This window comes from Ornithinimicrobium pratense, from assembly GCF_008843165.1.
Taxonomy (GTDB): Bacteria; Actinomycetota; Actinomycetes; order Actinomycetales; family Dermatophilaceae; genus Ornithinicoccus; species Ornithinicoccus pratensis.
Genome location: NZ_CP044427.1, coordinates 2,956,801 through 2,976,894, shown reverse-complemented (window position 1 = coordinate 2,976,894; position 20,094 = coordinate 2,956,801). Strand labels below are relative to the sequence as shown.

The 20,094-nt window shown below is 71.6% G+C and carries 18 protein-coding genes and 3 tRNA genes; 6 read left to right on the top strand and 15 right to left on the bottom strand.

Annotated elements, in window-relative coordinates; genetic code table 11:
* Nucleotides 1-25 precede the first annotated feature (25 nt).
* A complete protein-coding gene (gene ilvD / locus FY030_RS13665; protein WP_158062847.1) occupies nt 26-1,768 on the top strand; it encodes a dihydroxy-acid dehydratase in 1,743 nt (580 codons plus the stop codon).
* 133 nt (nt 1,769-1,901) lie between these two features.
* Here the strand turns inward: ilvD and katG are convergent, their stop codons facing one another.
* Entirely contained in the window at nt 1,902-4,178 is a 2,277-nt protein-coding gene (katG, locus tag FY030_RS13660) for a catalase/peroxidase HPI (RefSeq protein ID WP_158062056.1), read from the bottom strand.
* The gene (locus FY030_RS13655) at nt 4,175-4,633 is read right to left on the bottom strand and encodes a Fur family transcriptional regulator (protein WP_158062054.1); all 459 of its coding nucleotides are present in this window, start codon (nt 4,631-4,633) and stop codon (nt 4,175-4,177) included. Before FY030_RS13655 ends, katG begins: the two co-directional genes overlap by 4 nt.
* A gap of 109 nt (nt 4,634-4,742) precedes the next feature.
* On the opposite strand from FY030_RS13655, the gene FY030_RS13650 reads away from it, so the two are divergent.
* Nucleotides 4,743-6,692, top strand: a complete 1,950-nt coding sequence (locus FY030_RS13650) for a chorismate-binding protein (protein WP_158062846.1) — start codon at nt 4,743-4,745, stop codon at nt 6,690-6,692.
* Between the two features lie 113 nt (nt 6,693-6,805).
* Here FY030_RS13650 and FY030_RS13645 read toward each other — a convergent pair whose 3' ends face one another.
* From FY030_RS13645 to FY030_RS13625, 5 genes are all read right to left on the bottom strand, one after another.
* Nucleotides 6,806-7,447 (bottom strand): protein-L-isoaspartate O-methyltransferase family protein, encoded by a 642-nt coding sequence (locus tag FY030_RS13645; protein WP_158062052.1) that lies wholly within the window; start codon nt 7,445-7,447, stop codon nt 6,806-6,808.
* Between the two features lie 105 nt (nt 7,448-7,552).
* A tRNA-Phe gene (locus tag FY030_RS13640) sits at nt 7,553-7,626 on the bottom strand.
* Nucleotides 7,627-7,682: 56 nt separating this feature from the next.
* A tRNA-Asp gene (locus tag FY030_RS13635) sits at nt 7,683-7,756 on the bottom strand.
* Between the two features lie 21 nt (nt 7,757-7,777).
* A tRNA-Glu gene (locus tag FY030_RS13630) sits at nt 7,778-7,850 on the bottom strand.
* Between the two features lie 295 nt (nt 7,851-8,145).
* Entirely contained in the window at nt 8,146-9,201 is a 1,056-nt protein-coding gene (locus tag FY030_RS13625) for a PHP domain-containing protein (RefSeq protein WP_158062051.1), read from the bottom strand.
* Between the two features lie 12 nt (nt 9,202-9,213).
* On the opposite strand from FY030_RS13625, the gene FY030_RS13620 reads away from it, so the two are divergent.
* The gene (locus tag FY030_RS13620; protein ID WP_158062049.1) at nt 9,214-9,720 is read left to right on the top strand and encodes a GNAT family N-acetyltransferase; all 507 of its coding nucleotides are present in this window, start codon (nt 9,214-9,216) and stop codon (nt 9,718-9,720) included.
* On the opposite strand, the gene FY030_RS13615 is transcribed toward FY030_RS13620, so the two are convergent.
* Nucleotides 9,689-11,089 carry an NAD(P)/FAD-dependent oxidoreductase gene (locus FY030_RS13615; RefSeq protein WP_192498615.1) on the bottom strand — a complete coding sequence of 467 codons (1,401 nt, stop codon included), beginning with the start codon at nt 11,087-11,089 and terminating at the stop codon, nt 9,689-9,691. The genes FY030_RS13620 and FY030_RS13615 overlap by 32 nt on opposite strands.
* Before the next feature lie 122 nt (nt 11,090-11,211).
* Between FY030_RS13615 and FY030_RS13610 the strand changes: the two genes are divergently transcribed.
* Both FY030_RS13610 and pabB read left to right on the top strand, forming a co-directional pair.
* Nucleotides 11,212-12,201: a pirin family protein gene (locus FY030_RS13610; RefSeq protein ID WP_158062046.1), complete on the top strand. Its 990-nt coding sequence runs from the start codon at nt 11,212-11,214 to the stop codon at nt 12,199-12,201.
* Nucleotides 12,202-12,204: 3 nt separating this feature from the next.
* Nucleotides 12,205-14,445 (top strand): aminodeoxychorismate synthase component I, encoded by a 2,241-nt coding sequence (pabB, locus tag FY030_RS13605; RefSeq protein WP_158062044.1) that lies wholly within the window; start codon nt 12,205-12,207, stop codon nt 14,443-14,445.
* On the opposite strand, the gene FY030_RS13600 is transcribed toward pabB, so the two are convergent.
* Entirely contained in the window at nt 14,414-14,710 is a 297-nt protein-coding gene (locus FY030_RS13600; protein WP_158062042.1) for a hypothetical protein, read from the bottom strand. The two genes, pabB and FY030_RS13600, sit on opposite strands and share 32 nt — an antisense overlap.
* A gap of 176 nt (nt 14,711-14,886) precedes the next feature.
* Entirely contained in the window at nt 14,887-15,432 is a 546-nt protein-coding gene (locus tag FY030_RS13595) for a YceI family protein (protein ID WP_158062041.1), read from the bottom strand.
* Nucleotides 15,433-15,547: 115 nt separating this feature from the next.
* On the opposite strand from FY030_RS13595, the gene FY030_RS13590 reads away from it, so the two are divergent.
* Nucleotides 15,548-16,009, top strand: a complete 462-nt coding sequence (locus FY030_RS13590) for a MarR family winged helix-turn-helix transcriptional regulator (RefSeq protein ID WP_158062040.1) — start codon at nt 15,548-15,550, stop codon at nt 16,007-16,009.
* A gap of 23 nt (nt 16,010-16,032) precedes the next feature.
* Here FY030_RS13590 and FY030_RS13585 read toward each other — a convergent pair whose 3' ends face one another.
* The 5 genes from FY030_RS13585 to FY030_RS13565 are packed head-to-tail and all read right to left on the bottom strand — an operon-like array spanning nt 16,033 to nt 19,999.
* Nucleotides 16,033-17,256, bottom strand: a complete 1,224-nt coding sequence (locus FY030_RS13585; protein WP_158062038.1) for a sensor histidine kinase — start codon at nt 17,254-17,256, stop codon at nt 16,033-16,035.
* Nucleotides 17,249-17,959: a response regulator transcription factor gene (locus FY030_RS13580; protein WP_158062036.1), complete on the bottom strand. Its 711-nt coding sequence runs from the start codon at nt 17,957-17,959 to the stop codon at nt 17,249-17,251. Before FY030_RS13580 ends, FY030_RS13585 begins: the two co-directional genes overlap by 8 nt.
* 1 nt (nt 17,960) lies before the next feature.
* Nucleotides 17,961-18,164 carry a hypothetical protein gene (locus tag FY030_RS13575; protein WP_158062034.1) on the bottom strand — a complete coding sequence of 68 codons (204 nt, stop codon included), beginning with the start codon at nt 18,162-18,164 and terminating at the stop codon, nt 17,961-17,963.
* Nucleotides 18,164-19,366 (bottom strand): Ig-like domain-containing protein, encoded by a 1,203-nt coding sequence (locus FY030_RS13570; protein ID WP_158062033.1) that lies wholly within the window; start codon nt 19,364-19,366, stop codon nt 18,164-18,166. Before FY030_RS13570 ends, FY030_RS13575 begins: the two co-directional genes overlap by 1 nt.
* Nucleotides 19,367-19,417: 51 nt before the next feature.
* Nucleotides 19,418-19,999, bottom strand: a complete 582-nt coding sequence (locus FY030_RS13565) for a signal peptidase I (RefSeq protein ID WP_158062031.1) — start codon at nt 19,997-19,999, stop codon at nt 19,418-19,420.
* Between the last annotated feature and the right edge of the window lie 95 nt (nt 20,000-20,094).

The following is a 20,094-nucleotide window of genomic DNA, read 5'->3' as shown; positions in this document are numbered from 1 at the left end:
TGATCTCACTGCCGCCACCTCGAACCTGCCGGCCACGGACCCGCCCACCGCAAAAGGGGCGGCGGCACCGCATACCCCTGACCTCAAGCCACGCTCGCGTGACGTCACCGACGGCCTGGAGCGGGCGGCGGCCCGCGGCATGCTGCGGGCCGTCGGGATGGGCGACGAGGACTGGGTGAAACCGCAGATCGGCGTGGCCAGCTCGTGGAACGAGATCACCCCGTGCAATCTGTCGCTGGACCGGCTGGCCAAGGCGGTCAAGGACGGGGTGCACGGGGGCGGTGGCTACCCGCTGGAGTTCGGCACCATCTCGGTCTCGGACGGCATCTCGATGGGCCACGAGGGCATGCACTACTCGCTGGTCTCCCGCGAGGTGATCGCCGACTCGGTCGAGACGGTGATGTCGGCCGAGCGGCTGGACGGCTCGGTGCTGCTCGCCGGGTGCGACAAGTCGTTGCCGGGCATGCTCATGGCCGCGGCGCGCCTCGACCTCGCCGCGGTGTTCGTGTATGCCGGCACGATCCTGCCTGGGCGGGCGCGGCTGTCCGACGGGTCGGAGCGCGAGGTGACCATCATCGACGCCTTCGAGGCGGTCGGCGCCTGCGCCCGGGGGCTGATGCCCCGCGAGGACGTGGACGCGATCGAGCGGGCGATCTGCCCCGGCGAGGGCGCGTGCGGGGGCTTCTACACCGCGAACACGATGGCCGCGGCCGCGGAGGCGCTGGGCATGTCCCTGCCCGGGTCCGCGGCGCCGCCGGCCACCGACCGGCGCCGAGACGGCTTCGCCCGCCGATCGGGGGAGGCGGTCGTGGGGATGCTGCGGGCCGGGCTCACCGCCCGGCAGATCCTGACCAAGGAGGCCTTCGAGAACGCCGTCGCGGTGACCATGGCCTTCGGCGGCTCGACCAACGCGGTGCTGCACCTGCTGGCGATCGCGCGCGAGGCTGACGTGGACCTCACGCTGGAGGACTTCCGCCGGATCGGCGCGCGGGTGCCGCACCTGGCCGACGTCAAGCCGTTCGGCCGGCACGTGATGGTCGACATCGACCGGGTCGGCGGCATCCCGGTGGTGATGAAGGCGCTGCTCGACGCTGGCCTGCTGCACGGCGATGTCATGACGGTCACCGGCCGCACCCTGGCGCAGAACCTCGACGACCTCGACGTGCCGCCCCTGGACGGCACGGTGCTGCGGCAGCTGGACAACCCGATCCACGCCACCGGCGGTCTGACCATCCTGGACGGCACGCTGGCGCCCGGGGGAGCGGTGGTGAAGTCGGCCGGTTTCGACTCCGACGTCTTCCGCGGCACCGCCCGGGTCTTCGACGGTGAACGATCGGCGATGGACGCCCTGGAGGACGGCACGATCACTGCCGGCGACGTGGTGGTCATCCGCTACGAGGGACCCAAGGGTGGCCCCGGCATGCGCGAGATGCTGGCCATCACCGGGGCCATCAAGGGTGCCGGCCTGGGCAAGGACGTGCTCCTCATCACCGACGGCCGCTTCTCCGGCGGCACGACCGGGTTGTGCGTGGGTCACATCGCACCGGAGGCGACCGACGGCGGCCCGATCGCCCTGGTGCAGGACGGTGACCAGATCGTGCTCGACGTGGGGGGCGGCCGCCTCGACCTCGAGGTCGAGGAGGGCGAGCTGGCCCGCCGCCGGGGCGCCTGGTCCCCACCTGAGCCGCCGGACCGGGCCCGCCGTGGCGTGCTCGCCAAGTATGTGGCCCTCGTCGGCTCCGCCTCGCAGGGTGCCGTCACGCACTGAGGCTGGGCGGTCCTCCCGCCGGCGGACCGACGACGGGGCCGTCCGGAGCGCCGACACCTTGCGGTGTCTGGGCCCCGGACGGCCCCGGTGGGCGCCGGGAGCGCTCGCTCCCGGGCCGGTCAGACCAGGCGGGTCAGACCAGGTCGAAGCGGTCCAGCTCCATCACCTTGGTCCAGGCCGCGACGAAGTCCTGCACAAACTTCTCCTGGGCGTCGTCGCTGGCGTAGACCTCCGCCAGGGCCCGCAGCTGGGAGTTGGAGCCGAAGACGAGGTCGACCGCGGTGGCGGTCCACCGCACCTCGCCGCTGGCCGCGTCCCGGATCTCGTAGACATGGTCGCCGGTGGCCTTCCACTCCATGCCCGGGGTGAGCAGGTTGACGAAGAAGTCGTTGCTGAGGACGCCGGGACGTTCGGTGAGGACACCGTGCTGGGACCCGCCGACGTTGTTGCCGAGGGCGCGCAGCCCGCCGATCAGAACGGTCATCTCCGGCGCCGACAGGTCGAGCATGTAGGCACGGTCGACGAGCAACTGCTCCGGGCGCAGGGGTGCGCCCGGGCGCACATAGTTGCGGAAGCCGTCGGCCCGCGGCTCCAGGACCCGGAAGGACTCCACGTCCGTCTGCTCCTGCGAGGCGTCGCCGCGGCCCGGCGAGAAGGGCACCGTGACGTCCACACCGGCCTCCCGGGCGGCCTGCTCAACCGCCGTCGACCCGGCGAGCACGATGAGGTCGGCCATCGAGATGGTCGCGCCGCCAGCGGCGTTGAACTCCTGCTGGATGCCCTCGAGCGTCTCCAGCACCCGGGAGAGCTGATCTGGCTGGTTGACCTCCCAGTTGCGCTGCGGCTCCAGCCGCACCCGCGCCCCGTTGGCGCCGCCACGCTTGTCGGTGGTGCGGAACGACGCGGCCGAGGCCCACGCGGTCGAGACAAGCTCAGAGACGGACAGTCCCGAGTCCAGGATCTTGCCCTTGAGCGTCTCGAGGTCGGCCTCGCCGACTAGCTCGCCCTCGACGGCCGGCACCGGGTCCTGCCACAGCTGCGGCTCCGGCACCCAGGGTCCGAGGAAGCGCGACACCGGGCCCATGTCGCGGTGGAGCAGCTTGTACCAGGCCTTGGCGAAGGCGAGGCGGAACTCCTCGGGGTTCTCATGGAACCGGCGGGAGATCTTCTCGTAGGCGGGGTCCGCGCGCAGCGCCAGGTCAGAGGTGAGCATGCGCGGCTCGCGACGTTTCGTCCGGTCGTGGGCGTCGGGGACCATGTCCGAGCCCGCGCCGTTCTTCGGCCGCCACTGGTGGGCGCCTGCGGGCGACTCCATGAGCTCCCACTCGTAGGCGAAGAGGATGTGGAAGAACTCGTTGTCCCAGCGGGTGGGGTGATAGGTCCAGGTCACCTCCAGACCGGAGGTGATCGTGTCGCCGTTCTTGCCGGAGCCGTAGGAGCTGAGCCAGCCCAGGCCCTGGGCCTCGACCGGCGCGGCCTCGGGCTCGGGACCGACGTGGGCCGCGTCCCCCGCCCCGTGCGTCTTGCCAAAGGTGTGGCCGCCGGCGATGAGCGCGACCGTCTCCTCGTCGTTCATCGCCATCCGGGCGAAGGTGGTGCGGATGTCGCGGGCGGAGGCCAGCGGGTCCGGATTGCCGTTGGGGCCCTCGGGGTTGACGTAGATCAAGCCCATCTGGACCGCGCCGAGGGTCTCGTCGAGCTCGCGCTCGCCGGTGTAGCGCGCGTCGCCGAGCCAGGTGTCCTCCGGGCCCCAGAAGATCTCCTCGGGCTCCCAGACGTCCTCCCGGCCGAAGCCGAAGCCGAAGGTCTCAAAGCCCATGTCCTCCAGGGCGACGTTGCCGGCGAGCACGAGCAGGTCGGCCCAGGAGACCTGCTGGCCGTACTTCTTCTTCACCGGCCACAGCAGACGCCGGGCCTTGTCCAGGTTGGCGTTGTCGGGCCAGCTGTTGAGCGGGGCGAAGCGTTGCCCGCCGTCGCCCGCGCCGCCACGGCCGTCGTAGATGCGGTAGGTGCCGGCGGCGTGCCAGCTCATCCGGATGAACAGGCCGCCGTAGTGTCCGAAGTCCGCCGGCCACCAGTCCTGGGAGGTGCGCATGACCTCGGCGAGGTCGGCCTTGAGCGCCTCGACATCCAGCGTGGCGAAGTGCTCCCGGTAGTCGAAGTCCTCACCGAGCGGGTTCCCCGCGGGGGAGTGCGCATGCAGCACGGACAGGTCGAGCATGTTCGGCCACCAGTCCTGCAGGCTGTGCGGCCGCCCGCCCGTCTGGGGCTCGGGCGAGGGGATGGCCGGGTTCTCGCTCTCGCTGCCGCCCTGGGCGGTGGCCGAGTCGTGCATCACCGGGCATCCGGCCTCGGCCTTGCGGTCCACCCCTTGGGGGCTGACGGGATCGGTGTTCTGGGTGTCGGTCATAGCGTCCTTCCGGCTGCGTCGATCATCGTGGGGTCGGGGGCGGTTGCACACTCGGGGCAGGTGCCCCAGTAGACGACCTCCGCCTCGTCGACCACGAAGCCGTGGCCCTCGGAGACGGTGAGACAAGGGGTGTGGCCGACCGCGCAGTCGACGTCGGCGATCGCGCCGCACGACCGGCAAACGGCGTGGTGGTGGTTGTCGCCCACGCGTGCCTCGTAGCGGGCGGTCGCGCCGGCGGGCTGGATGCGCCGCAGGAGGCCGGCGTCGGTCAGGGCCCGGAGCACGTCGTAGACGGCCTGGTGGGAGACCGCCCCGAGCTCGGCGCGCACCAGGCGGATGACGGTGTCGGTGTCGGCATGGGGGTGGTCGTGGACGGCGCCCAGCACGGCCAGCCGCGGGCGCGTCACTCGAAGGGAGGCGCCCCGCAGCGCGGAGGTGAGGTCTCGGGGCGCCATGCCACCCATGATCGACCACAATCTGGAACTAGTCAAGAACTGTCTCCCCCGGCTGCGCCAAGCCGGAAAGTATGCCGTCGTCCGTCGCGACCGGTGGGAGACTGTCCCCATGCCGCGCCGTGCCCTGGATCAGCTGCTCGCCGACCCCTCCGGCCAGTCCTGGGCCATCCTGTGGCGCGAGGGCGAGGATGAGGCCGAGATCCTGGTGGGTGAGGTGCAGGACCTGGAGCGGCTGCACGACATACCCCGTCCGACCGGGGAAGCGCCGGTCCTGGCGATGGTGCCCTACCGCCAGATTGCCGAGCGCGGCTTCGACGCGCACGACGACGGCGCACCCCTGCGGGTGCTGCGCCCCACGCTGACCGGGCGGGTGCCGGTCGAGGACCTCGTCGCTGCGCTGCCGACGGGGCCGGTGGAGGTGACGGGGGAGCGGTTCAGCGTCTCCGACGAGGACTACGCGGCCACCGTCGCCAGGGTGATCGAGGAGGAGATCGGCGAGGGGGAGGGTGCGAACTTCGTCATCCGCCGGGACGTGGTGGGGCACACCGGGACCGACCCGTCGCTCGCCGTGCTCACCTGGCTGCGCACCCTGCTGCTCGACGAGCGGGGGGCCTACTGGACCTTCGCGGTGCACACCCCCGGCCACAGCCTCGTCGGCGCCACCCCCGAGCGGCACGTGAGCGTGCGCGACGGCCGGGTGTCGATGAACCCGATCTCCGGCACCTTCCGCCACCCCGAGCGCGAGGCGGATCCCGACGGAGCCCGCCTGCGCGCCTCCTTCGCTGCCTTCGTCGCCGACACCAAGGAGACCGAGGAGCTCTTCATGGTGGTCGACGAGGAGATGAAGATGATGGCTGAGGTCTGCTCGGAGGGTGGGCGGATCACCGGGCCCTACCTCAAACAGATGGCCCACCTGACGCACACCGAGTATCTGCTCGACGGTCGCAGCGACCGTGACGTGCGAGATGTGCTGCGGCACACGATGTTTGCTCCCACTGTCACCGGCTCGCCGATGGAGAACGCATGCACCGTCATCCGGCGGCACGAGCCGACCGGGCGCGGCTACTACTCCGGGGTGCTGGCCCTGCTGGACCTGGACGAGGACGGCGGGGAGCGGCTGGACGCGCCGATCCTCATCCGGACCGCCCACGTCGGCGGCGACGGCACGGTGACGGTCAGCGCCGGCGCCACCCTGGTGCGGCACAGCGACCCCGTCGCGGAGTGCGCGGAGACCTCCGCCAAGGCGCGTGGGGTCCTGGCCGCGCTGGGGCTGCGGCCACGCCGCGACCTGGGGTATGCCGTGGACCTGGCCGACCTTCCCGGGGTCGCCGACTCCCTGGCGGCCCGCAACGAGGCGCTGGCCCCCTTCTGGCTCGCACCGCAGGACTCTCGGCCTGACCCGCTCCTGCTCGGTCGCCGGGTGCTCGTGGTCGATGCGGCGGACGCCTGGACCCAGATGTTGGCGCACATGCTCCGGCACCTGGGGATGGCGGCGCAGGTGCGCCGTTGGGAGCAGGTCAGCACCGCCGACGTGACGCGGGGCCCGTGGGACCTGGTGCTCTTCGGGCCCGGCCCCGGCGACCCCACCGACCGTGCCGACCCGCGGGTCGTCCGGCTGCGCGAGCTGTTGCAGGCGCGGCTCGACACCGTTCAGCCGCTGCTGGCGGTCTGCCTGTCGCACCAGGTGCTGTGCACGTTGGCCGGGCTGCAGATCGGCAAGCTGCCCAGCCCGCACCAGGGCGTGCAGCTGCCGGTCGACCTCTGGGGCGACGTGCGCCTCATCGGCTTCTACAACACCTTTGTCGCACTCCCGCCCGAGGACGGGCGCGTGCCTGCGGTCGCTGGACGCGAGCTGGAGATGGCGGTGCACCGGCTCGGGGAGGGCCTCGGCGCTGCTGATGGGGCATCCAGCAGGCGCGACGAGTCCGTGGTCGCCCTGCGGGGCCCGGGTCTGGCCAGCAGCCAGGGGCACGCGGAGTCAGTGCTGTCCCGGGACGGGATGATCACCCTGCACGGCCTGCTGCGGCACGCACTGAAGCCAGCGCTGCCGGACCCGTGACCCTGCCGCACCCGTGACACTGCAGTTTCCGCTGAAGCCAGCTTGCCCGCGCCCGTGACGCGGTGGTCGTCCCAGCCACCCTGTCTGGACGCAACGCGCAGGCGTGTTGTGCCTCAGCCGTCGGGCGTGCGCAGAGGCACGAACCGGTAGGCGCCGTGGCTGGTGACGGTCCGATCCGGGCCGGCCCGCTGCACCAGCAGCATCTGTCCGTCGACCGGGCACACCATGCGGCCGTCGTCGGTCAGCTGGGTGACCAGCTGCTCGGGCAGCGTCCGGGCCATGGCTGAGACGAGGATCCGGTCCCAGGGCCCGGCCCCGGCACGGCCCAACTCGGCGGGATCGGCGAGCTCGACGCTGGCCTGCCCCGTCCCGGTCTGTCCCTGCGCCCAGGCGCGCAGGTTGTCCGCTCCCCATGCCGCGAGCTCGGGCACCACCTCCAGCCCGAGCACCGACCCACGCGGGCCCACCAGGGTGGCGAGCAGGGCCGTTGTCCACCCCGATCCCGCGCCGACGTCGAGCACGCGGTGGCCAGGCCGGACGTCGAGCAAGCGGAGCACGTCCGCCACCGTGCGCGGCTGGGAGTTGGTCTGGCCGTGCCCGATGGCCAGTGGCCCGTCCAGGCCCGCCTGACCCTGGTCCGGCTCGCGCAGGAAACCGCCGCGGGGAACCGCGGTGAAGGCCTCCCGCAGCCGGCCGTCAGCCTCCACGCCGGCCCCGTCCCGACCGGCGCGGCCAGATCCGCGTCGCCTCCACATGCTCCTAGGGTGCCTGCTCAGCGCTTGCGGCGCACGTAGATCTGTTGCGCGACCGGACACGCGAAAGCCGCGGGGGTATGAGGGCGGCCCCGCGGCTTATCGCTGTGGCCAGGGGCGGGGTCGAACCGCCGACCTTCCGATTTTCAGTCGGACGCTCGTACCAACTGAGCTACCTGGCCGGGAGAACGCTGCGGCGTGGCCCGGTCTTCGACCGGTGCCACGCCCGCATCCTCTGCGACCCCGACGGGACTCGAACCCGCGACCTCCGCCGTGACAGGGCGGCGCGCTAACCAACTGCGCTACGGGGCCTTGTACAGGACAAGACCTGTGCACCCCCAACGGGATTCGAACCCGTGCTACCGCCGTGAAAGGGCGGGGTCCTAGGCCACTAGACGATGGGGGCCTATCCGTTGAGGACAGTGAGTGAGCATACGTGATGGATCGCGATGACCAAAATCCACCGTCGGCGGGTCCGGTATGGCGCGGCTCGGGCGGGCCGTCGGCGTCGCCACGGGCGGCACGCGGAGCGTGTCCTGTCGGGCCGTTCTCGCGTCCAGGCTCTCTGATCACGCTTGTGCAGAAGCGGGGTGTCACATCCGTCGCCAGCGTGACCGATGTGTCACCCCGTTCCTGCACCACCGTCGTTGTCCCAGTACAACCCCTGCGTGTCCTGTCGGGCCTTTCCGCGTGTCCTGTCGTCAGGGGCGGGCCCAGTCCTTGAGCTTCTCGACGGGCCAGGTGTTGACCACGCGCTCCGGGGGGACGCCGTGGCGGACGGCGCGCTCGCAGCCAAGGTCGAGGAAGTCCAGCTGGCCGGGGGCATGGGCGTCGGTGCTGATCGCGAACAGGCAGCCGATCTCGATCGCCAGGTCCAGCAGCTCCCCGGGCGGGTCCTGGCGCTCGGGCCGGGAGTTGATCTCCACGGCGGTCCCCGTCTCCGCGCACGCCTCGAAGACCGCCCGGGCGTCGAACTCGCTCGGCGGCCGCATCCGACCGCCGGTGCGCTCCCCCTGGTCGCCGCGCCTGGGCATGACCCGCCGCCCGGTGCAGTGACCGAGCACCGAGGTCAGCGGGTCGTGGACCGCCGTCACCATCCGTCGGGTCATCGCGGCCGACTCCATCCGCAGTTTGGAGTGCACCGAGGACACCCGGATGTTTAGTGCCGCAAGCAGGTCCGGCTTCTGGTCAAGGGCGCCGTCCTCGAGGATGTCGACCTCGATGGCGGCGAGCAGCGTGAAGTCCGGGCCGACGTGGGCGTTGATGGCGTCCACCACAGTGAGCTGCCGCCGCAGCCGGTCGGCAGACAGTCCGTTGGCCACCCGCAGCCCACCCGAGTGGTCGGTCAGCGCCACGTAGTCGTGGCCCAGCTCCATCGCGGTCGCGACCATCTCCTCGATGGGCGAGCCGCCGTCGGACCAGTCGGAGTGGGTGTGCAGGTCTCCTCGCAGCATGGCCCGCATCGACTCCCCGCCCTCGACCAGCGGCCCGGTCGCCTGCGCCTCCAGGTCCCGCAGCTTGTCGGGGACCTGCCCCGCCACCGCCTGCTCGATGACGGCGGAGGTCGACGTGCCGATCCCCGGCAGCTCGCGCAGGGTGCCCTCCTGCACCCGCCGGCGCACCTCGTCCTCGCCCAGTGGCAGGATCGTCCGCGCGGCCTTGCGGTAGGCCTCCACGCGCCGGGACTCGGCCCGGCCGCGCTCCAGGAGGAAGGCGATCCGGCGCAGGGCGTCGACGGGTTCGGGAACCTGGCTCATAGGCTCGAGGGTATGCCGATCCCGCCCACCTCAGCCCGCGCCGGTGATGCCCCAGTTCCGCAGGTCCGGGTCGCCCGCCTCGTCGACCTCGACCCGCTCACCCTCTACGGCCTGCTGAGGCTGCGGGTGGACGTCTTCGTCGTCGAGCAGGAGTGCGCCTACCCAGAACTGGACGGCGTGGACACCGAGCCCACGACCGAGCACCTGTGGATCGAGGTCGGCGGGGTCCCGGTCGCCACCGTGCGCACCCTGGTGGACGCTGGGGGCGTCCACCGCCTGGGCCGGGTCGCCACCCACCCGGAGCACCGGGGCCATGGCTACGCCACCGCCCTGGTCCGGGCCGGCCTGGACCGGATCGGCCCGCACGCGGTGCACATCGGCGCGCAGACGTACCTGGAGCGGTGGTATGAGCAGTTCGGCTTCCGCCGTGCGGGCGAGGACTACCTGGAGGACGGCATACCTCACCTGCCCATGGTCCGCCCGGAGCTCACTCCTGGCCGCGGCGGCGAGCCTTCCTGAGGTCCCGGAAGTCATCGCCGAGGTACTCCAGCGCCAGCCGGGCGAACACCTGCTGCTCGGTCACGGTGCGCTCGGAGCGGTCGCGCCCGACGAAGCTCACCGCCCAGTGCATCAGCGTGGTCAGCTGGCTCTTGAAGCCGATGATGTAGAACAGGTGCACCGCGAGCCAGGCCACCCAGGCGGGGTAGCCGGTGAGTTCCAGGTTGCCGCGCTTCATCACCGCTCGGAAGCGGGAGACGGTGGCCATCGAGCCCTTGTCGCGGTAGACGAACGGCTGCCCGGTCGGCTCACCCCTCAGTCGGCGCAGGATCTGGTCGGCGGCGTGCCGACCTTCCTGGATCGCGCCCTGGGCCACCCCGGGGACGTCCTCCAACGCCGCCAGGTCACCGATGACGAAGACCTCGGGGTGGCCGGGGATGGTGAGGTCGGGCTGCACGACGACGCGACCCGCTCGGTCCAGCTCGACGTCGGACTGCTCGGCGAGCTGCCGGCCCAGTGGGTTGCCCTGCACGCCGGCGGCCCAGACCTTGGTCTGGGCCTCGATCCGGGTGCGTTGCCCGTCCTTGTCCTCCAGGGTGACGCAGGCCTCGTCGACGTCCACCACCATCTGGCCGAGCAGGACCTCCACGCCGAGACGGGTGAGGTCGCGCTCGGTCTTGGCCGCCAGGTCGGGGCCGAAGCTGCCGAGCACGGCATCGGCGGCGTCCACGAGCAGGATCCGGGCCTGCGCCGGGTCGATGTGGCGGAACTCCTTGCGCAGGGTCCGCTTCGACAGCTCGACGAGCTGCCCCGCCATCTCCACACCGGTCGGGCCGGCGCCGACGACCACGAAGGTCAGCAGCCGGCGCACGTCGTCCTGACGTCCTGCCGCCGCGGCCAGCTCGGCCAGCTCGAAGGCGCCGTAGATCCGGCCGCGCAGCTCCAAGGCGTCGTCGATGGTCTTCATGCCGGGGGCGAACTCGGCGAACTGGTCGTTGCCGAAGTACGACTGGTTGGCCCCGGCGGCCACGATCAGGCTGTCGTAGTCGTAGACCATCTCCCGGCCCGCCGTCATGGTGGTGAGCGTGCGCTCGGCGAGGTTCACCCTCTGCACGTCGCCCAGCAGCACCCTCGCGTTGTCCTGGGCGGCCAGCACGTCACGGGTCGGCGGGGCGATGACGCCCTCGGAGAGGATGCCGGTCGCCACCTGGTAGAGCAACGGCTGGAAGAGGTGGTGACCGGTCCGGGCCACCACGGTCACCGACACCGCAGGGTCCTTGAGGGCCTTGGCGGCGAAGAGCCCGCCGAAACCGGAGCCGATGACAAGGACCCGGTGCGGGGTGGTAGAGGTGGGGGTGGCAGGTGCGGGGCTGGGCGAGCTGGCACTCATATCCAGAGTCAACACCATTCGCGGTCCTCGTGTTTCCCGTAGCGACGGCGACGATCGGACCGCACACCGACCGCGTTCTGGGCGGTCTGTCAGGGGGTGGCCAAAGGTGTGAGACTGGTCCCATGACCAACCTGGAGCGCAATCCGGTCGCGGTCGAGTGCGGTGACGAGGTGCTCGGGCACGGCACGACGGTGATCGAGCCGCGGGAGGTCCCGCTCGGCGGTCCACGCGCGATGACCGTGCGGCGCAGCCTCCCCGCGCGCGGGCGCACCACGATCGGGGCTTGGTGCTTCCTGGACCACTACGGTCCTGACGAGATCGCCGAGACCGGCGGGATGGTGGTGCCACCGCACCCGCACACCTCGCTGCAGACCGTCTCCTGGCTGTTCACCGGCACGGTCGAGCACCGAGACTCCACGGGAGTACGCGCGCACGTCGTCCCGGGCGAGCTCAACCTGATGACCGCCGGGCACGGGGTGTGCCACTCCGAGGTGTCGGTGCGCGAGGAGGGGGCGCCCGGGATCCTGCACGGCGTCCAGCTGTGGACCGTGCTCCCCGCCGAGCACGCCGACGTGCCGGCGCAGTTCCAGCACTTCGCGCCTGAGCCGCACGCGGCGGACGGGGTGCGCGTCAGCGTCTTCCTCGGCAGCGTGGCCGTCGGCGGCACCGAGCTCAGCTCGCCGGTGCCGACCTACTCGCCCCTGCTCGGTGCCGAGCTGGTGCTGGAGCCGGGCGCCACGGCATACCTCGGCGTGGACCCCACCTTCGAGCACGGGGTGCTGCTGGACCAGGGTGAGGTGCACGCGTCCGGGACGCCGCTGCAGCCCCACCAGCTGTCCCACCACCCGCCCGGCCCCCGCACCCTGGAGCTGCTGGCCGGGCCCGAGGGTGCCCGAGTCATCCTCATCGGCGGCACGCCCTTCGAGGAGCAGATCGTCATGTGGTGGAACTTCATCGGCCGCTCGCACGAGGAGGTCGTGCAGGCGCGCGAGCGGTGGAACGCCGAGCAGGGGGACGACCCCGACGGGCGGTTCGGGACGTTCGACTACCCCGGCGGTGAGTGGCTGCCGGCACCGACCCTGCCGCGGGTTCGGCTGCGGCCTCGCGGGTGAGCCTTGTCCGGTGAGGTCCTGCTGGTCGACAACGTCGACAGCTTCACGTACAACATCGCCGACCTGCTGCACCGCGTGCTGGGCCGGCCGCCGGTGGTCTGGCGGCACGACCGTGAGGTGGACGAGGCAGAGCTGCGCGCCTTCGCCGCGATCGTCGTGGGCCCCGGGCCGGGGCGGCCCCAGGTCAGCGCCGACATGGGCCTGTCCGAGCTGGCGCTGCGACAGCGGGACGTGCCGGTGCTCGGCGTCTGTCTGGGTCACCAGGGGCTGGCCCACCTGGCGGGGGAGCGGGTCGGGCAGATGGCGGTGCCGCGGCACGGGATCGTCAGCGCGGTCGAGCACGAGGGCACCGGGATCTTTGCCGGCGTCCCCTCGCCGCTGAGCGTGGTGCGCTACCACTCCCTGGACGTCGCCGAGCCGTTGGTCTCACGGCTGCAGGCGACTGCCCGGGCCACCGACGACGGCTCGGTGATGGGCCTGGCCGACCCGGACCGGCCGGTCTGGAGCGTGCAGTTCCATCCCGAGTCGGTGCTCTCCGACCACGGCGAGACGATCGTGGCGAACTTCCTGCGGCTGGCGGGCGTGCGTCCCCCGCACCGCCCAGTCGCCGGGGCCGGCGAGGCGGCCGACACCGGCCCCGTGGCGGTCGGGGACGCCCTGGCTGCGCCGGCACCATGGCCGGAGGGTGTGGCCGCCACGGTCGGGGTATGCCGCTGGCCCGGTCCGGTGGACGTCTGGGCGCTGCAGGAGGAGCTGCTCAGCGGCGCCGCGACCTCGGCCTGGCTGGACGCCTCCGACGGGTCCGGCTGGTCGGTGCTCGTAGACTCCCGCGGCCCGCTGTCCTACGAGCTGGAGCACCGGGTGGGGGAGGGCCCGCCGCTGCTGGACCGGATGGATCAGCTGCTGGGGCGGTGGCACCTGGACGAGGCGGAGCGGGAGCGGGTGGCCAGGTTGGGGCTGCCCTTCACGTGGCGTCCGGGACTCGTCGGCTGGTGGGGGTATGAGCTCAAGGCCGAAACCGGCGGGTCGGCGGCGCACCGCTCGCCGTGGCCCGACGCGTGGCTCATCTTCGCTGACCGTGGCGTGGTCGTGGACCACGCCACCGGTGCGGTGTATGCCGTGTGGCTCGAGACGCCTGACGTGGCCGCCGCCCAGCGCGAGTGGGCCGAAGGGGTGGGACAGGTGGTGGCGTCAGCTCGTCCGGGAGCGGCTCACGCGGACGGATCGCGGGCCGCCCACGCAGGGCCCGACCCACGCCCGCTCCAGGCTGCGTCCTCCTGCCCCGAGGGCGGAGAAGGTCGTCCCTGGCAGGCGGTGCGGCGCGAGGGGGAGGCGGCCTACCTGGAGCTGGTGCGGGAGGCGCAGGAGCAGATCGCGCGCGGGGAGACCTACGAGGTGTGCCTGACCACGGCATACACCGTGCGCGGCAGCGGGGTGGGGGAGGCAGAGCTCTACCGCGCGATCCGGGAGGTCTCACCGGTGCCGCACGGGGCGTGGCTGCGCGCGCCGGGGGTGAGCGTGCTCAGCGGTTCGCCGGAGCGGTTCGTCTCGGTCCGTGACGGCGTGGTCGAGGCTCGGCCGATCAAGGGCACCCGCCCGCGCGGAGCCACCCATGAGGAGGACGCGCGCCTGGTCGAGGACCTGCACAGCGCGCAGAAGGACAGGGCCGAGAACCTGATGATCGTCGACCTGTTGCGCAACGACCTGCACCGGGTATGCCGCTCGGGCAGCGTGGAGGTGCCGCAGATCTTCGCGGTGGAGACCTACGCGACAGTGCACCAGTTGGTCTCCACCGTCAGGGGGCGGCTGGCCGACGGCATGGGGCCGACCGACGTGCTGCGCGCGTGCTTCCCCGGCGGGTCGATGACCGGCGCGCCGAAGGTGCGGACGATGGAGATCCTCGACGCGCTGGAGGGTGCAGCGCGCGGGATCTACTCGGGGGCCATCGGCTGGGTGGGCCTCGACGGGACGATGGACACCTCGATCGTCATCCGCACCGCCACCTGGGCGGACGGGGAAGTCGCCTTCGGGGTCGGCGGGGCGGTGACGGCGCTCTCCGACCCGGGGGAGGAGTATGCCGAGACAGTCACCAAGGCGCAGTCGGTGCTGCGGGCTCTGGACCTGGCGCTCACCGACCGCGCGCTCGATGACCAGACGGTCGCCGAACGGATGCCCATGGGCTCGGGGCTCGCCCCGGCCGCTGAGGGGTCGGTCAGTCGGGCTGGTCCCGGCCGACCACGATGACCCGGACGGGCTCCCGACCGGTCGCGCCGTGCAGGGTGAGCAGCGGGCCGTCCTCGCCCAGCTCGTAGCCGGCCAGGGTCAGCGATCGCCGCGTGGCCAGGGTGCGTAGCACCCGGCTCAGCTCGCCGGGTCGGGTAGCCGCCACCAGCATCACGGTGCCGTCGCCCCAGCGCATTCGACCCACCCCGGTCACCGGCCCGGGTTCGAGCCCGCGCACGGGCACCCGGCGGGAGAGCAGCGTCGCCAGTGGCAGGCCCCACGACATACCTCCAGTGTGGCCGTGGAGGGGGAGGCGCGGCGACATGACCGGCCTGCCGGCGCCCGCAGCCGGGTGATGGCGAGCATCGGGCATGCGAACGCCCCCGCCGCGGGGGTCGGCGGGGGCGCTAGGGTCGCACGGCGCGACCGGACGGGCCGGTCACAGCGGCCCGGTTCAGTCGGTCAGGCGTTCTTGATCGCCGAGACCTCGAACTCCAGGGTGACCTTCTCCGACACCAGCACACCGCCGGTCTCCAGCGCGGCGTTCCAGACCAGGCCGAAGTCCTTGCGGTTGACCACGACAGAGCCCTCGAAGCCGATGCGCTGGTTGCCGAACGGGTCGGTGGCCCCGCCGGCGTACTCGAAGTCCACGGTGACCGGGCGGGTCACGTCCTTGATGGTCAGGTCGCCGGTGACACGCAGGGTCTCCTCGTCGACCGCGGTGACCTCGGTGGAGCGGAAGGTCAGGGTGGGGTAGGTCTCCACGTCGAAGAAGTCGGCGGAGCGCAGGTGCCCGTCACGGTCCTCCGAGCGGGTGTCGACCGATGCGGCCTGGATCACCAGCTCGATGGAGGTGCCCTCCAGGTCCGGGCCGGTGGTGGCGGTGCCTTCGACCTCGTTGAAGGAGCCGCGGACCCTGGTCACCATCGCGTGCCGGGTGGAGAAGCCGAGACGGCTGTGGCTGGGGTCGATGGTGTAGGTGCCGTTGAGCTCGCGCAGAGTGGTCATGTGGGTCTCCTCGTGATGGATTGCGAGGGTGCCCCTCGCCGGTGTCCAGTTGCTGATACGTCACTTACATTAGCCGCCTATGGATGACGTGTCAAGTACATGGTATCCTTGGGGTATGTCCGAGTCGAGCACTCCCTGGTTGACCGAGCTGGAGATGCAGGTCTGGCGCCGCTGGTTGCGAGCCCAGACCGAGGTGCCCGCCGAGCTGGGGCGTGCCCTGAAGGAGGACAGCGAGCTGTCGATGCAGGACTACGAGACGCTGGTCCACCTCACCGAGGCCGAGGACGGGCGGCTGCGGATCTCCGTGCTGGCCGACACCATGCACTGGGAGCGCTCGCGGTTGTCCCACCACCTGCGGCGGATGGTGGGCCGGGGCCTCATCGCCAAGGAGGAGTGCGCCTTCGACGGCCGGGGAGCCTTCGTCAGCATCACAGAGCAGGGGAGGGCCGCCCTGGCTGCCGCTGCTCCGGGCCACCTGGCCGCCGTGCGCAGGGTGTTCTTCGACGGTGCCACGGACACGGAGCTCGCTGCCCTCGACACTTTCCTGGCGCGCGTGCTCGAGCGCACCGGGGACTAACCGGGGACTTAAAGAGAAGGGCGTCAGGAGACGCGGGACGCTGTCCCGCCGGGGGCCCGGGGGAGCAGCAGCGTGCTGTGGCCGTCCACGATCGACACCCGCCCGTCCACCTCCAGCGCCGTCTGCGACGCGGCGGCCCGGGCCTTGTCACCCGTCGGTGACGTCTCGCCCTCCAGGCTCAGCCGGACCCGGCCGAAGGCATCGGTGCATCCGAGCTGGACCCGGACGAGCGTCGCCCCGCGGTCGACGGCGTCCCGGAAGAGGAGGTCGAGGATCTGGCCGACCGTGGCCTGCGAGGCGCGCACCGGCATCGGGCCCTCCGGCTCCTCGACCAGGACCGACGCTACGGCGGACCGGGCCCCTTCGGCGGGCGCCTCCCACCGCTGCATCGCGGCACGAACCACCGGCACGAGGTCGACGGTGTCGACGTCGGTCAGTCGCTGTGCCTGTGCTGCGTCCAGATAGGTGCGCACTGCGGCGTTGAGCCGGTCCAGCTGCGGGAGGTAGCTGTGCAGCTCAGCGGCGACATCGGGCGGGGTCTGCGGCCAGGAGGCCAGGTCCTCGATCTCCACCCGCAGCGCGCTGATCGGCGTGCGCAGCTCGTGGGAAGCGTTCGCGGCGATGTCGCGCTCGCGCCGCATCAGCTCGGCCCACCGGGCGGACGCTCGGCGCAGGGCCTCGGCGATCGCCTCAGCCTCGGCTACTCGGTGGTGCCGGATGGGCTCGTCGAAGTGCCCCTGCCCGATGCGCTCGGCGACGCCGGCCAGCTCCCGGAAGGGACGTGAGAGCCGCTCGGCCAGGCCCCACATGAGCAAGGGGGCCAGGATCACCAGCGCCAGGCCGACGAGGAAGAGCGGCATGAGGGCGTCCTCGACCCGCTGGTCGATGAGGTCTGCGGACCGGCGCAGGGTGATCTCGCCCCCGTCGGGGAGAGGTCGGGTCGCGACGATGTCCTCCGCGGAGTCCGCCTCGGCCGGGAAGCCGACCCGGACGCGGCTGCCGTCGGCGGCGACGAAGGTCAGGCTCTCCTGCGTCTGAAGGAACGACTCGAGAAAGTCGGGGGTGACGTCGTCAGCACCTCGCCCGCGCTCGGCGATGGCGATGGCGGCGATGTCTGCCACGTGGCGGGTCTCCTGGGCCTCGGCGTCGTGGATCAGGTCGGTCAGGAAGTAGGCCCGCGGGAGGCCGTAGAGGGCGACGATCGCGACGGCGAGCGCCACGAGGACGACGATCAGGCGGCTACGCATCCTCGATGTCCTCGAGGCGGAACCCCACCCCGCGGACCGTGGTGATCTGCACCGGGGCGTCGGCGTCCTCCAGCTTCTGCCGCAGGCGCCCCACCGTGGTGTCGAGAGTCTTGGTCGAGCCGAACCAGTTCTGGTCCCAGACCTCATTGATGAGCGTGTCCCGGGTCAGGACAGTTCCCCGCCGGGAGTCGAGCAACGCCAGGACGTCGAACTCCTTGGGCGTGGCGGGCAGCTCATGGTCCCCGACCCAGACGCGGCGAGCGTCCTGGTCGACGACGAAGGCGCTGTCCTGCGCGGACTTCACAGTGGCGCCCGGCGCCACCGGTTTGTCGTGGTAGTCGGCGCGACGCAGCAGTGCTCGGGTGCGCGCCTGCAGCTCGGCGAGGCCGAACGGCTTGGCCAGGTAGTCGTCCGCGCCCTGGTCCAGACCGACCACGCGGTCCAGCTCCCCGTCCCGGGCGGTGAGGATGATGATGCCGCCGGCGAAGCCGCCGTCCCGGACGGCGCGGCATACGTCGATGCCGTCGATGTCCGGCAGACCGAGGTCAAGCATGAGCAGCGCCACGTCGTCGTGGGACGTCATCCGGTCGATCGCCGGCAGGCCCTCGGCGAAGCGCTCGACGGTGTAACCGTCGCGTTGCAGGGTGCGGACCAGCGGCGCGGCGATCTTGTCGTCGTCCTCGACGACCACGATGGTGGGCATGTCAGTGAGCATACGGGCCGGGTCCGGCGGTGCGGTCGGGTCTTGACGTGACGTGAACCGCGACCAGCGCCGGGACCAGTAGTCCCCATGCCACCAGGGTGTATGGGGTGAGCGTGCTGTCCACTGCGGACGCGATCCGCAGACCGCCCAGCACGGCAGTGGTGAGGATCGCGGCCCAGAGCGGGCCGGCCAGGATCGGGCGCATCAGAAGGTCCCTCCTGCGGACTGGGTGACGGGCTCGGCCACGCATGGGCGACCGGTCAGGGTGGTGACCGCGGCTGACGGGGTCCAGGTCAGGACTGGGGCAGCGTCGACCGGCTGCAGCACCTCGCCCTCGTCGATGACCGCTCCGAGCCGCACGGTGACGGTGCTCAGAACGGCGCCGTCGACGGTGCCCGTCTGGGCGGTCATCGTGGCGGGCAGGAGGATCTGCTGGTCGGTGTCGATGACATCGGCGCCGAGGTGGACGTGCCCAAGCTCGACAGGCAGGTCACCGGAGCGGATGTCGAGGGTGTCGTCCAGGTCGCTGCCGCCGAGCAGGTGGCCGTCTCGCACCCGCACCGACACCGGGGTCGCCTCCCTGGACCAGTTGGCCAGGACGGTGGTGGAGTCAACTTCGCCGGAGTAGGTGAAGGTGAAGGTGTCACCCTCGTTCAGCTCGCCGACGCCATGGCCACCATCGATGACGTCGATGCCGACGCCGTGCAGCTCAGCCACCTCATCTTGGGGGCCGGTCTGGTCCTCGTCGTCGCCGGGGGCGGCGCCGTCCTCCTCGTCGCCGGGTACGGCTGGCGGCTCCTCCGGGGCGGGCTCGACAGTCTCGCGCCTGTCTTCATCTGCGACGGCGGGGCCCGACGGGTCCGGCTCGACGGGGGCGACATCGTCGTTGGGCGCCGCGATCCCAGAGTTCGCCCTGGCGGTCAAGGTAGGCGCTCCGTTTGCCGGGTTACCCGGGTGGCTCACCGCGGGACGCTCGTTCGCGACACTGGTGGTCAGGATGCCGGACGTGCCGACGAGACCGGCACGGTCAGTCGCCCGGGCGCGGACTTCGTGGTTGTCATCGGCCACGCCGTTGGTGTCCCAGGAGCACTGGTACGGCGCAGACCTGTCCGTGCACACGGGCGTCCAGGTGCCCCCGCCGGCAGGACGGACCTCGATGATGACCTGTGCGACGCCAGAGCCGTAGTCGTCGGAAGCCTCAGCCTCAAGGATGTGCACCCCGGAGATCTGCACCGGCAGGTTGACGAGACTCACCTTGGGTGCAACCCAGTCGGCGGCGGCGCTCACGGTCACCGTGTGTGAGCTGGTCGAGGTGAACATCGCGGTGGAGAAGCTCGGCATGGTGAAGACGAGCAGCATCGCCAGGGCACCGAAGACGAGGACCTTGATGGAGCGTAGGTCGAACACGTCATACTCCTTGCTTGGTGCTGCTGGCGATGCTGGGGGGCGCTGCTGGGCTCAGCGGCTCGTGGCCGCGTGGTGGGGGTCCTCGGACGACTCGCGCTCTCGCCACAGACCGGCCATGCTGCGGCCGAGCTCGACGAGGGCGAGGAGCGCGATGACCGCCGCGGGGATCCCGATCAGGACCATCCGGGCCTCGCGGTCGGCCAAGGCGATGAGGACGTAGCCGACGTAGGGCACGGACTGCGTCACGACGGGCTGCTCGTCGGCGAGGAGGCCGAACGTCCAGGGGTCGACGTCGGCGTTCGCGTCGCCCTGGGTTCGGAAGACCAGCTCGCCGGCCGCGTCGGCGCCAATGTCGACGATCCGGTGGGTGACCAAGTTGCCGACGCCGCTGCTCGCGGGCGGCAGGTAGGTGATCACGTCACCCACCGCGAGGCCCTCGACCGGGCGAGGCTCGGCGAAGACGACTGAGCCCTTCTCGATCGAGCCGGACATGGAGCCCCCGGTGATGACGTAGCGCTCATAGCCGAGCGCCTGCGGCAGCAGGTAGGCCGTGCAGGCCAGAACGAGAGCGACAAGACCGAGGTTGCCGGCCAGGCTCAGCAGGCGGCGGGCCCAGTGCTTCGTCTGCTGCATCGTCTTCTTCCTTCGGGGATCTCAGGGGGTCCGCAGGGTTTTGCTCAGGGGGTGGGTTTCAGGTGGGTGGCCGGTCGCAACGACTGGCCACCCGG